The organism is Inquilinus sp. CA228, from assembly GCF_052078665.1.
Classification (GTDB): domain Bacteria; phylum Pseudomonadota; class Alphaproteobacteria; order DSM-16000; family Inquilinaceae; genus Inquilinus.
Genome location: NZ_JBQJIK010000026.1, coordinates 1 through 12,018, shown reverse-complemented (window position 1 = coordinate 12,018; position 12,018 = coordinate 1). Strand labels below are relative to the sequence as shown.

General features: G+C 68.8%; 14 protein-coding genes. 3 read left to right on the top strand and 11 right to left on the bottom strand.

The annotated features are described in order from the left end of the window. Complete coding sequence (locus tag ACTOWL_RS14820) at positions 1–453, bottom strand: (2Fe-2S)-binding protein (RefSeq protein WP_441322013.1); 453 nt, start codon at positions 451–453, stop codon at positions 1–3. Between the two features lie 115 nt (positions 454–568). On the opposite strand from ACTOWL_RS14820, the gene ACTOWL_RS14815 reads away from it, so the two are divergent. Next, positions 569–1,552 carry an AraC family transcriptional regulator gene (locus ACTOWL_RS14815; protein WP_441322012.1) on the top strand — a complete coding sequence of 328 codons (984 nt, stop codon included), beginning with the start codon at positions 569–571 and terminating at the stop codon, positions 1,550–1,552. A 21-nt stretch (positions 1,553–1,573) separates the two neighbouring features. Here the strand turns inward: ACTOWL_RS14815 and ACTOWL_RS14810 are convergent, their stop codons facing one another. From ACTOWL_RS14810 to ACTOWL_RS14765, 10 genes are all read right to left on the bottom strand, one after another. Then, entirely contained in the window at positions 1,574–1,966 is a 393-nt protein-coding gene (locus tag ACTOWL_RS14810; RefSeq protein ID WP_441322011.1) for a type II toxin-antitoxin system VapC family toxin, read from the bottom strand. An 18-nt stretch (positions 1,967–1,984) separates the two neighbouring features. Continuing rightward, positions 1,985–2,215 (bottom strand): FitA-like ribbon-helix-helix domain-containing protein, encoded by a 231-nt coding sequence (locus ACTOWL_RS14805; protein ID WP_441322010.1) that lies wholly within the window; start codon positions 2,213–2,215, stop codon positions 1,985–1,987. 85 nt (positions 2,216–2,300) lie between these two features. Continuing rightward, complete coding sequence (locus ACTOWL_RS14800) at positions 2,301–2,630, bottom strand: TfoX/Sxy family protein (RefSeq protein ID WP_441322009.1); 330 nt, start codon at positions 2,628–2,630, stop codon at positions 2,301–2,303. Positions 2,631–2,645: 15 nt separating this feature from the next. Next, positions 2,646–3,452 (bottom strand): FadR/GntR family transcriptional regulator, encoded by an 807-nt coding sequence (locus ACTOWL_RS14795; protein WP_441322008.1) that lies wholly within the window; start codon positions 3,450–3,452, stop codon positions 2,646–2,648. 19 nt (positions 3,453–3,471) lie between these two features. Beyond that, positions 3,472–5,031, bottom strand: a complete 1,560-nt coding sequence (locus ACTOWL_RS14790; protein WP_441322007.1) for a HEAT repeat domain-containing protein — start codon at positions 5,029–5,031, stop codon at positions 3,472–3,474. A gap of 106 nt (positions 5,032–5,137) precedes the next feature. Next, positions 5,138–5,989, bottom strand: coding sequence for a carbohydrate ABC transporter permease (locus ACTOWL_RS14785; RefSeq protein ID WP_441322006.1), 852 nt, complete (start codon positions 5,987–5,989; stop codon positions 5,138–5,140). After that, a complete protein-coding gene (locus ACTOWL_RS14780; RefSeq protein ID WP_441322005.1) occupies positions 5,979–6,920 on the bottom strand; it encodes a carbohydrate ABC transporter permease in 942 nt (313 codons plus the stop codon). The genes ACTOWL_RS14785 and ACTOWL_RS14780 overlap by 11 nt, the downstream gene beginning before the upstream one ends. Continuing rightward, complete coding sequence (locus ACTOWL_RS14775; protein WP_441322004.1) at positions 6,917–8,137, bottom strand: ABC transporter substrate-binding protein; 1,221 nt, start codon at positions 8,135–8,137, stop codon at positions 6,917–6,919. The genes ACTOWL_RS14780 and ACTOWL_RS14775 overlap by 4 nt, the downstream gene beginning before the upstream one ends. 61 nt (positions 8,138–8,198) lie before the next feature. Then, complete coding sequence (locus ACTOWL_RS14770) at positions 8,199–9,515, bottom strand: alpha-L-fucosidase (RefSeq protein WP_441322003.1); 1,317 nt, start codon at positions 9,513–9,515, stop codon at positions 8,199–8,201. Then, positions 9,512–10,825 (bottom strand): L-fuconate dehydratase, encoded by a 1,314-nt coding sequence (locus ACTOWL_RS14765; RefSeq protein ID WP_441322002.1) that lies wholly within the window; start codon positions 10,823–10,825, stop codon positions 9,512–9,514. Before ACTOWL_RS14765 ends, ACTOWL_RS14770 begins: the two co-directional genes overlap by 4 nt. Before the next feature lie 222 nt (positions 10,826–11,047). On the opposite strand from ACTOWL_RS14765, the gene ACTOWL_RS14760 reads away from it, so the two are divergent. Further along, the gene (locus tag ACTOWL_RS14760) at positions 11,048–11,740 is read left to right on the top strand and encodes a FadR/GntR family transcriptional regulator (RefSeq protein WP_441322001.1); all 693 of its coding nucleotides are present in this window, start codon (positions 11,048–11,050) and stop codon (positions 11,738–11,740) included. Between the two features lie 50 nt (positions 11,741–11,790). Further along, the coding region (locus ACTOWL_RS14755; protein ID WP_441322000.1) for a LysR family transcriptional regulator at positions 11,791–12,018 on the top strand (228 nt) is incomplete at its 3' end.

The window sequence follows — 12,018 nt, the reverse complement described above, 5'->3', positions numbered from 1 at the left end:
TCAGGCCTCCCGCGCAGCGCGCTGAATGGCGCTGATGATCCGCACATAGGTGCCGCAGCGGCAGATGTTGCCGTCCATATGCTCGATGATCTGGTCGCGGGTCGGGCTGGGATTGTCCTTGAGCAGCGCCGCCGCCTGCATGATCTGACCGGACTGGCAATAGCCGCATTGCGGCACCTGCTCGGCGATCCAGGCCTTCTGCAGCGGATGGCCGGCATCCGGCGAGAGGCCTTCGATGGTGGTCACCCCTCTGCCCGCCACGTCCTGAAGCTGGGTGATGCAGGAGCGCGCCGGCGCGCCGTCGATGTGGACGGTGCACGCGCCGCATTGCGCGATGCCGCAGCCGAATTTGGTGCCGGTGAGCTTCAGATGCTCCCGGATCACCCATAGCAGTGGCGTGTCGGGCTCGGCGGCAACATCCACCGCCCGCCCGTTGATGGTGAATGCTGTCATCGATATTGCCCTTGTCTGGGATCACCTCTGCAGAATGACCGCACGATAGGAGTCCCGGAAAATACGATCTATGCTGCGAAGTCCGTCTTATCTTCGCAATCGTCCAGGATAGCCCATGGATCCGCTGTCAGACGTGCTGTCCTTGCTGAAGCCCCGCAGCTATCGCTTCGGCGGCTTTGAGGCCGGCGGAGACTGGTCGATCCGCTTCCCCCGGCACGACGGGATCAAGTGCTACACCATCGGGTCCGGCCAATGCTGGCTGGCGATGGAGGGTGTCGACGCCGACCCGGTGCGCCTGCGGACGGGGGATTGCTTCCTGCTGCCCTGGGGGCAGCCCTTCCGGCTGGCCAGCGACCTGGCTTTGGCGCCGGTCGACGCGATGACGATCTTCCCCAGCCCACGCAGCGGCGGCATCGCCCTGGTCGGCGGCGGCGGCGACTTCTCCGTCGTCGGCGGTCATTTCTTGCTCGACGGCAGCCACGCCCGCGTGCTGCTGCGGGCGCTGCCGCCGATCGTCCATATCCGGTCGGAGCCGGACCGCGCGGCGCTGCGCTGGTGCATGGAGCGCATGGGGCAGGAGCTGCGCGAGCGGCAGCCGGGCGGTTTCCTGGTGGCGCAGCACCTGGCCTATACGATGCTGATCCAGGCCCTGCGGCTGCATCTGGCGGAAGGGCCGAAAGCCGGCGTCGGCTGGCTGTTCGCCCTGGCGGACCGGCGGATCGGCACGGCGATCACCGCCATGCACGACGACCCGGCGCAGCGCTGGACGCTGCAGGAATTGGCGGCGCGGGCCGGCATGTCGCGATCGAGCTTCGCCCTGCGGTTCAAGGAGACCGTCGGCGAGGCCCCGATGGAGTATCTGACGCGCTGGCGCATGCTGCTGGCCGCGGACAGGCTGGCGAATTCCGGCGACCCCGTCTCCGCCATCGCCCTGTCGCTCGGCTACGAATCCGAAAGCGCCTTCAGCACGGCGTTCAAGCGCGTGATGGGCTGCTCGCCGAGGCAGTATGGCCGCGGCCGGGTCGCCTCCCATCTGCAAGGACGCGGCGACGTGGCGATGAGCACGGACGACATCATGGCGCTCACCCGGGAAGGCTGAACGACCGTCGCATTCGCTGGTTCACACCACCTCGACCCGCGCCTTGTGCCCGGGCGCGGCGGCGAGGCGCTGGTCGCGGGTCAGCAGCGGGGCATCGAGCGCCTCGGCCAGGGCGATGTAGGCGGCGTCATAGGCCGTGACATTGGCCCGCAGGTCCCAGATGCGCGGCAGCAGAATATCGTGCGGATAGCGGTGCAGAGGGAAATCCGCCAGATCGGCAAGGGCGGCACGGCCACGCGCATCGTCGATCTCGCCCTTCGCCGCAAAGCGACGGATCACCTGCGCGACCTCGACGTCCAGCAGGTGCGGCACATGCAGCGTGACGCCGGAGGCGAACAGCCGCGCCTCCACGGCCCCGGCCGCAGGCGTACGAAGGAGCACTTCGAGCAGGGCCGAAGCGTCGACGACGATCATCGGACGATCATCGGACGATCATCGTCGGTCGCGCTCGGCCCGCACCGCCTGCGCCGGCGTCTCGGACGGTGCCACCGCCGGTCGCTGTGCCAGACGCGTCCGCAGTTCGTCGAGCGTCGGCCGCTCGGCCAACCGGCGCATTTCCTGGAGCAGATAGTCGGAGAGCGACATGCCAGCCAGCGCAGCGCGCGACTTGAGCTGGCGGTGCAGCACATCCGGCACGTTGCGGATCTGGATCATCGCGGTCATGTGAGAAACATGGGCGCATGTGCTGCACATGTCAAATAGAGGAGGAAGCCGCGCCGACTTCGCGCTGGGCACGCTGGCGGCGTAGCTATTTCGGCGGCAGCGAACGGACGAAGGCGAGCGCGGCGTCGAGCAGCCGCCGGCGCAGCGCGTCGTCGCCATAGGCCGCGGCACCGGCCCGGACCCAGCCCGGCATGTGCCGGCCCTGCATGATCATCGGCGCAATGCCCGGCTGCGCCAGCGCCCAGCCGTCATTGCCCTTGCCGAGGCGGACCAGCATGCTGTCGACCCGGGCGCCGCACAGCAGGTTGCCATGCAGCAGCCAGGCCAGGCCGCCGAACATCCGCTTCTCGTCCAGGCCGGGCTCGGCTCCCAGCGCCTCCCGCACCAGCTCCTCCAGCCCCGGATCGCGCGCCATCTCGCCTTCCCCGTCTCAGCCCGGCGCGGCCACCTTCTCGGCGATGCCGCGGTTGCGGGTCAGCATCGCCATCACCGCGTCCCGCGCCTTCTGCGGGTCGCGGCCGCGGATGCCCTCGGCGATGCCCATATGATAGTCGGCCGAGGGGCTGTAGGCATATTCCGCCGCGATGCCATGCGCCGAGACCAGAAACTGCACCCGCAGCAGCACGTCGAGCGGCCGGGCGAAGCCGGAGAGCAGCCGGTTGTGCGAGGCGTTCAGCACTGCCAGGTGGAAGGCCACGTCGGTGTCCAGCACCTGCGGCATGGTCTCGACCGCCAGCCGCGCGGCCAGGGCGACGATCGCCTCCGCCTCCGCATCCGTGGCGCGCAGGGCCGCCAGCTCCGCCGCCTGCGGCTCGACGATCTCGCGCAGCTCGGAGATCTCGACCAGGAAGCGGCCGATGCCGTCCGGCTCGCGCAGCAGCCAGGCCAGCACGTCGGGGTCGAGGATCGACCATTCCTCGCGCGGCCGGATGCGCGAGCCGTAGCGCCGGGCGGTGCGGATCAGCCCCTTGCCGGCCAGGACCTTGATCGCCTCGCGCATGGCGTTGCGGCCGACCGCGTATTCGGCGGCCAGCTCGGTCTCGGTCGGCAGCGGCCGGTCGGCGGCATAGCGGCCGGAAACGATGGCGCGGCCCAGCGCCTGCACCGTCTGGCGCACCGCGCCGCCCGCCAGCGAGCGGCCGGACGCGCCGGACAGGGTGCTTTCCAGCAGCGCGGCCAGCGCCTCCGGATCCTGGGCAGAAGGTCCGCTGGTGGGGGAGTGCCGCCGATCCGCCAATGCCGCGCCGTGCAAGAGGTCAGAAAATGCTCGCCGAGGTCGTCATCGGACACCAGCGCGAGAGCCGCAGATACGGTAGCAGCACCCGGTATGCGGCGTCATCCCCGATGCGGGACAGCGCCTCGACCGCATAGCCGCGGACATAGCGGTTCGGATCGTCGGTCAGCACCCGGCCCAGCGCCGGCACCGCCGCGGCGGCCGCCCGGCCCATCCGCGCCAGGCCGAGCACCGCGTCGAACCGCACCTCCGCGTCCGCGTCGTCCAGGGCGCCGGCCAGGGCGGTGACGACCGCGTCGTCGGCCGGCTTCAGCCCCAGCGCCTCGACCGCGGCGATGCGGAGATGAGGGTCGGAATCGCCGGCGGCGGCGATCAGCGCGTCGCGCACCTCCGACCCGGTGCCGGCGATCTCGCCGAGGGCGAAGGCGGCGAATTTGCGCGACCGGCCAGCGCCGTTTTGCAGCAGGCGCAGCAGCTCCGGCACCGCCGGCGCCCCGATCTCGACCAGGCCGTAGATGGACGACAGGGCGATGCAGTCCTTCGGCGTCAGGCGGCCGGAATCGCTCTTGTTCGAGCCGTCCTCCGGGTCGCGGCGGGTGTCGGCCTCGACCCGCTGCAGCAACGCCGGCAGCGCCGCCGCGCCGATCGCGCCCAGGGCATAGGCGGCGTCGAGCTGCAGCGCCTCGTCGTCGCCGTCGAGATGCGGCAGCAGCGCCGGCACCAGCGCCGCAGCCGAGGAGCCGAGATCTGAGATCGTCGACATCGCAGCGGCAGCTTCCGCCGGCGCGCCGGCCAGCGCCGCGCGCAGGGCGTCGGGATCGGCCGCGCCGCCGGACGCGGTGCCGTCGGTCAGCCAGCGCCAATGCGCCTTCCAGGCCGCCTCCATGGCGAAGGACGGGGCCTGCTCCGGCGCCCGCCAGGCCGGATCGCGATGCGGCCAGGCCGGGGCTGCGACCGGCGCCATGCGGATGAACTCGAACTTCATCATGAACCGCTTGTCGGCGGTCAGGTTCTTCATCTTCCGGTGCCAGATGTCGTAGTGGATCATCAGCACCGAGCCTGCGGGGCCGGAGCCGTTGCGCTCCAGCGCATCCGGGTCCTGGATCCCGGCGGCGAGCAGGTGGCTGCCCGGCACCACCCCGGTCGGCCCCAGCTCGGCCGGCGTGTCCTGCGGGTAGTACATGATCATGACCCAGCGCGGCCGGTGGTTCCGCACCCGGCGCATGTAGCCCCAGTAGCTGTCCTTGTGCCAGTTCTGGATCGGCGAGCCGGGCGGGTTCTTATGCAGCGCCCGGTGCGGGTGCATGATGTAGTCCGGCCCCAGCACGCTGGTCAGCGCGCCCCTCACCACCGGGTCCTCGAACACGGCGTTGATCTCCGGCACCAGCGGCAGGAGGTTGTTGCCCGGGTTCTCGTGCCGGTCGGCGCCGATCAGGTCGTCGAAGCGCTGGAAGACCTGGTCGTGGAACGACTTCGGCAGCGCCGTCTGCAGCACCAGATAGCCGTTCGCCAGGAACTGCCGGATCTGCGCATCGGTGAGGAGACGCGGCGCCTCGGCCTGCGCCGGAACATGCATGTCCATGGTCGGTCCCTTCCCCGCCTTGTCGTTTGGTTTGATCGATACTGCGACTCTAGATGGGATTTAGCAATATGGTTGTTTCTCTAAATCCCCTTTTAAAAATCACCCGTCACCGCCCGCCGAACCCCGAATTCATGGCGATGCCGCTGAAGATGTAGCGTTGCAGCAGGATGGTCAGGCACAGGCCCGGGATCATCGAGATCGCGGCGCCGGCCATCAGGTAGTTCCACTGCGTGCCCTGCTGGGTCTGGAACATGGTGAGGCCGAGCGGGATGGTGGCGTGCTCCGTCCCGTTCACGATGATCAGCGGCCACAGGAAGCTGTTCCACTGCGCCGTGAAGGTGAACAGCGCCAGCAGGCTCAGCACCGGCAGCGACATCGGCAGGATGATGCTGACCAGGATGCGCAGCCGCGAGGCGCCGTCGCACAAGGCCGCCTCCTCCAGCTCGCGCGGGATGGTCTTGAAGAACTGGCGCAGCATGAAGGTGCCGAAGGAGCTGAAGGCCACCGGCAGGATCAGCGCCTGGAAGGTGTTGACCCAGTCGAGCCTGCTGATCAGCAGGAACAGCGGGATCACCAGCACCGCCTGCGGGATCATCAGCGTCGACAGATAGGTCAGGAACAGCGTGTCGCGGCCGGTGAAGCGCAGCCGGGCGAAGGCGTAGGCGGCGAGGCTGGAGACGGTCAGCACGATCACGGTGACGGCGCCGGCGACCAGCGCGCTGTTCAGGAAGAAGCGGCCGAAGGGCAGGTACACCCAGGCGTCGAGGAAGTTGCCCCACTGCCAGTCGCTGGGCAGCAGGCGCGGCGGCACCGCCATCACCTCGCCGTTCGGCCGGATGGCGTTGGTCAGCATCCAGAAGAACGGGAACAGGAAGGCCAGCGCCACCAGCGCCATCGCCCCCTGCGAGACCAGCGTGCCGGCGGTGACGGCGCCGGCCGCCTTGCGCCTAGTCGTCATAATGCACCCATTTCCGCTGCAGCCGGAACTGAAGCGCCGTCAACACCATGATGATGACGAACATCACCCAGGCGATCGAGGAGGCGTAGCCCATCCGGTAGGTGGTGAAACCGTTCTGGTAGATGAAGAAGCCGAGCGTCGCGGTGGCGACGCCGGGCCCGCCGCGGGTCATGGAATAGACCTGGTCGAACACCTGCAGCGCGGTGATCGCGGTCATCACCGTGCCGAAGAACAGGGTCGGCGAGATCAGCGGCAGCTTGATCCGCCAGAAGCGCTGCCAGGCGGTGGCGCCGTCGATCTGGGCGGCGTCGAGATAGGTCTGCGGAATCGATTCCAGCGCCGCCCCGAACAGCAGCAGGTTGTAGCCGAAGCCCGACCACAGCGAGACGATGACGATCGCCTGCATCGCCCAGGCCGGGTCGACCAGGAAGTTCGGCACCGGCAGGCCGAGCGACTGGACGACCCAGTCCATCAGCCCGCCCGGGGTGAAGATCAGCACCCAGACCACCGACACGCCGATCATCGGGGTGAAGGTCGGCAGGAAGAAGATCAGCCGGAAGAAGCGCTTGCCCCAGCGCAGGCTGGAGATCCAGACCGCCATGCCGACCGCCAGTACGATGTTCAGCACCAGGTATTCGACGGTGTAGAAGGCGGTGTTGACCACCACCCGCCAGAAGCTGGGATCGACGGTGAACAGCCGGGTGTAGTTGGCCAGGCCGACGAATTTCGGCTGGCTCAGCAGCTGCCAGTTGGTGAAGCTGAGCGCCAGCGACGCCACCAGCGGGAACAGCAGGAAGGCGAGGAAGCCGAGCAGGCTGGGCAGCAGGAACCAGAAGGCGGCCCGCCCCTCCGCCCGGAAGGCGCGGCGGCGCCTCCGGGCCTGGAGAGCCGCCGTCCCCTGCACCCCGAGATCCTGGGCCTGCACGGTCATTCGGCGGCCAGGCTCTGCACGGTGTTCAGCACCTCGGCGCCGCTCTGCGACCCGCTGAAGGCCAGCGGCGCATACTGCTCCAGCAGCTCCGACACCGTGTTCCAGTTGGGCGTGGTGCGGTAGGGCTGGGCGGTCTTCAGCGCGGCTTCGATGGTCTCGCGCGCGCCGGTCACGCCCTGGGCCGCCACCTCGTACCACTGGCTTTGCTGCGCGATCCGGGCCGGGAAGGCGCGGCCCTGAGACGCCAGGTACTGCTCCGCCTCCGGCCCGGTCAGCGCCTGGATCGCCTTCCACGCCAAATCCTTGTGCGGGCCGGTCTTGTTGATGCCGAAGCCGGAGCCGGCGGTGAAGGTGACGCTGCCGGCCTTGCCGGCGGGCAGCGGCGCCATCCCCACCGGGAAGTTGGAGGATTTGCGGATGTTGATCACCTCCCACGGCCCGGTGACGTACATGGCGACGTTGCCGGCCAGGAAGCGGCCGCGGGCGATGTCGCTGGACATCTGGCCGCTGGCGGCGATCACCGGCGCCACCTTCTCCTTCGTCACCAGGTCGACATAGGACTGGAAGGCGGCCTGCAGCGCCTCGTCGGCGAAGTTCAGCGCGCCGTCCTCAGTCAGGTGCTTCGCCCCGTCGGACAGGGCGAACTCCATCCAGTCGCTGGCGGTGACGGCGAAGCCGAAATTGCCGTCCTGGGTCAGCGCCTTGGCCGCGGCCAGGAAGTCGTCCCGGGTCCAGCCGACCTTGGGCGGCTCGACCTGGTATTTCGCGAACAGGTCGCGGTTGTAATAGACGATCCAGGGCCCGAAATCGTAGGGCAACGCGTAGAGATGGCCGTCATAGCTGAGGCCTTCGAGGATCGATTTGTCGAACTGGCCGAGGTCGAAGCCCTGCTTCACATACTCGTCCAGCGGCTCGAACAGGGTGGTGAAGTTGGACAGGCGCAGCGACTGGATGCTGACGATGTCGGGCAGCGTGTTCGACGCCGCCAGCGTCGGCAGCTTGGTCCAGTAGTCGCGCCAGGGCGCCGTCTGCAGCTCGACCTTGATGTCCGGATACTGGGCGTTGACCAGCCCGGCGACATGTTTCCAGGCGGCGATCTCGGCATCGGTGCCGGCCCACATCTGCCAGGTCAGGGTCACCGGCTCGGCCCGGGCCGGAATGGCGGACAGCGACACGGCGGCGGCGGCCACCGTCAGAATGGTCGTCAGCGTCTTCATGGCGTTCGTCCTCCTGTTGCGGCCGCCTTCTGCCGGGCGGGCGCTTGATGGTTGATCCGGCTCAGCCGTCCTTCAGGAACAGCTCGACCACCGGAACCGTCACGTCCGGGCGGCGCACCGGCAGCTCCAGCGTCAGGGTGCCGGCGGTCAGCGGCACATGGGTGTTGCCGCCCAGCGCCGGGTTGGTCGGCTCCAGCCGCTTCACCTCGCTGGCGTCGTGCAGCAGCTGGGCATAGGCGACCTTGCCGCCGAGCCCGTCGAGATGCAGGTGCCGGAACGGCCAGGCGAACAGATGGACATAGAGCCGGTTGCCGTTGCGGGTCAGCCGGCAGTCGCGCGGCACCGCAATCTCCGCCCCCGCCGGGCCGCAGCCAGTGATGCTGCGGCCATGCAGCTCCAGCCAGTTGCCATAGGCGTCGAGCGCCGCCTTGGCGCGGTCGTCGAAGGTGCCGCGGCCGGTCGGGCCGACATTCATCAGCAGGTTGCCGCCCATGGCGACGTTGTCGACCAGCAGCTGGATCAGCTGCTCCGGGCTCTTCCAGCTGGTCTCGTCGCGGTGATAGCCCCAGGAGCCGCTGAAGGTGTGGCAGGATTCCCAGGTCACCGCCCGGTCCAGCACCCGCGGCGCCTGGCGCGGCAGGAACTGCTCCGGCGTGGTGATGTCGGGCGGCACGCCCAGCACGTCGAGCAGGTCGAGCCGGTTGTTGACCAGCACGTCCGGCTGCAGCTCGCGCACCAGCGCCAGCAGCTGCTCGCTCTCCCAGTCCTTGTGGCCCTTGCCCGGCAGGCCCTTGTACGGCCGGTCCGGGTAGGAGAAGTCGAACCACAGCACGTCGATCTTGCCGTAGCCGGTCAGCAGCTCGCGCACCTGGTCGCGCATATAGGCGGCGTAGCGGCGCATGTCCCGCCCTTCGTTCAGCGCCGCCGCCTCCGGGTGGTTGCGCTGTGGGTGGTGCACGTCGATCGGGAAGTCCGGGTGATGCCAGTCGATCAGCGAATAGTAGAAGCCGACCTTCAGCCCCTCGGCCCGGAACGCCTCGACGAAGGGCCTGATCAGGTCGCGGCCGCCGGGGGTGTTGGTCGCCTTGTAGTCGGTGACCTGGCTGTCCCACAGGCAGAAGCCCTCATGGTGCTTGGCGGTCAGCACCACGTATTTCATGCCGGCCTTGCGGGCCCGAGCGGCCCAGTCGCGCGGGTCGTAGAGGTCGGGGTCGAAATGCTCGAAATAAGCCTGGTAGGCCTCGTCGCCGATCTCCTCCCGGCTCTTCACCCATTCATGCCGGGCCGGCAGGGCGTACAGGCCCCAATGGATGAACATGCCGAAACGGTCCTGGACGAACCAGGCCTTCTTCTCCTCCGGCAGGAAGGTTGCGCTCATGGGCGGGTCTCCTGGTCGTCGCGCCAGGCACTGCCGTCGGGGAAGCGATGGGCCTGGAGCGAGGCGGGCTTCATGGCGATGGAATAGCCGGGCGCGGTCGGCACGGCGTAGCAGCCGTTCTCGATCCGCACCGGGTCGACGAAATGCTCGTGCAGATGGTCGACATATTCGATGAAGCGGCGCTCCTTGCTGCCGCTGACCGAGATGAAGTCCCACATCGACAGATGCTGCACGTATTCGCACAGGCCGACGCCGCCGGCATGGGGGCAGACCGGCACGCCGAACTTGGCCGCCATCAGGATGATCGCCAGGTTCTCGTTGACGCCGCCGACCCGGGCCGCGTCGATCTGGCAGAAACCCATGGCCGTCGCCTGCAGGTACTGCTTGAACATCACCCGGTTGTGGACATGCTCGCCGGTCGCCACGCGAGTGCCGTAGCGCCGCAGCACCCGGTCGATCTGGGCGTGGCCGAGGATGTCGTCGGGGCTGGTCGGCTCCTCCACCCACAGCGGCTTGAAGGGCAAGAACGCGACCGACCATTCGATCGCCTGGCCGACATCCCAGACCTGGTTGGCATCGACCATGAAGGTCAGGTCGTCGCCGATCTCGGCGCGGACCAGCGCGGCGCGGGCCAAATCGGCATCGCGGTCGGCGCCGACCTTGATCTTGAAGGCCTTGAAGCCCTGGGCCAGCGCCTCGCGCACCAGGCGGCGGATCTTGTCGTCGCTGTAGCCGAGCCAGCCGGCGCTGGTGGTGTAGGCGGGATAGCCCTCGGCCAGCAGTTGCTCGATCCGCGCCGCCTTGCCGGCCTCCTGCTTACGCAGCAGCTCCACCGCCTCGGCCGGCGTCAGCGCGTCGGTAATGTAGCGGAAATCGATGCAGCGCACCGTCTCCTCGGGCGTCATGTCGGCCAGCAGGCGCCACAGCGGCTTGCCCTCGGCCTTGGCCCAGAGGTCCCAGATCGCGTTCAGCATCGCCGCGGTGGCGAGCTGCATCACCCCCTTCTCCGGCCCGAGCCAGCGCAGCTGGCTGTCGCCGGTGAGGTGGCGGTAGGTGGCGCCCATGTCGCGGGTGAAGTCCGCCAGGTCGCGGCCCAGCACCGCCGGCTTCAGCGCCTCGATCGCGGCGCAGACGATGTCGTTGCCGCGGCCGATGGTGAAGGTCAGGCCATGGCCTTCCAGATCGCCATCGGTCGACAGGATCACATAGGCGGCGGAATAGTCGGGGTCGGGATTCATGGCGTCCGACCCGTCCAGCGCTTTCGCGGTCGGGAAACGGATGTCGAGGACGCTGATCCGGTCGATTTTCAAGGATGTCTCCGTCCCAGGACGGCGCGCCATGACGGCGGCGCCGGGCGACGTTCCATGACCGCTCTCCGGCGGCTTTCCCTGCCGTTTTCGGCGGCAGGCCCTGGCATTAGGGCGTGGGAACGGCTAGGCTGTCAAGTGGTCAGGCCAGTTCAAATGGGATTTAGACCAAGATTCTTTGGGTGCCGGCCGGACCAAAGGTGGACCTTCAAGCGGCAGGGCAGGATGCCCCTTCAAGCGGTCGTCAATCGCAAGCTCTACATCCAGATCGCCGAGCAGATCACGGCGCTGATCGAGTCGGGCGAGTTCAAGCCGGGGCAGCAGCTGCCGTCCGAGCGCGACCTGGCGCAGGAGCTGGGCGTCAGCCGCCCGACCGTGCGCGAGGCGCTGATCGCGCTGGAGGTGGCGGGGCTGGTCGAGGTCAAGGTCGGGGTCGGCGCCTTCGTCCGCGCCGCGGCCAAACCCGGCAGCGCTTTGCCCGAGGCCGACCATTCGGCGCTGGAGATCATGCAGGCAAGGGCGCTGGTGGAGCCGGAGCTGGCGGCGCTGGCGGCCCGGCACATCACCGCAGAGGGCCGGACCGAGCTGGCCGGCATCGTCGCCGCCATGCGCGGCCAGACGGCGCGGCGGGAATGGTCGCAGGAATCGGACCGCGCCCTGCACCTGCTGATCGCCGAGCATTGCGGCAACCAGGCGCTGCGCGAGATCGCCCTGACCCTGTGGCGCGGCCGCGAGGAGGGGCTGAGCGCCGCCTTCCATCTGCACCTGTCGCGCCAGCCGGCCCTCTTGGACCGGATCATGGCCGACCATGACGGCATCGCCACCGCGATCGCCGCCGGCGACCCCGACCGGGCCCGGTCGGCGATGGCCGCGCATCTGGACTATGTGCAGAAGGAGATGCTGGCGGTGTGGGACTGACGCGGCAGACGGGGCAGTATCCGGCCATGACTGACGCGGGACGCCCACCGATGTTCGACCTCAACCAACTGCGCTGCTTCGTCGCCGTCGCCGAGGAGCTGCATTTCGGCCGCGCCGCCGCCCGGCTGAACATGACCCAGCCGCCCCTCAGCCGGCAGGTGCAGATCCTGGAGCGCATCCTCGACGTCGCTTTGTTCGAGCGCACCAGCCGGTCGGTGCGGCTGACCCCGGCGGGGAAGAGCTTCCTGGTCGAGGCCCGGCGGTTGCTGAAACAGGCG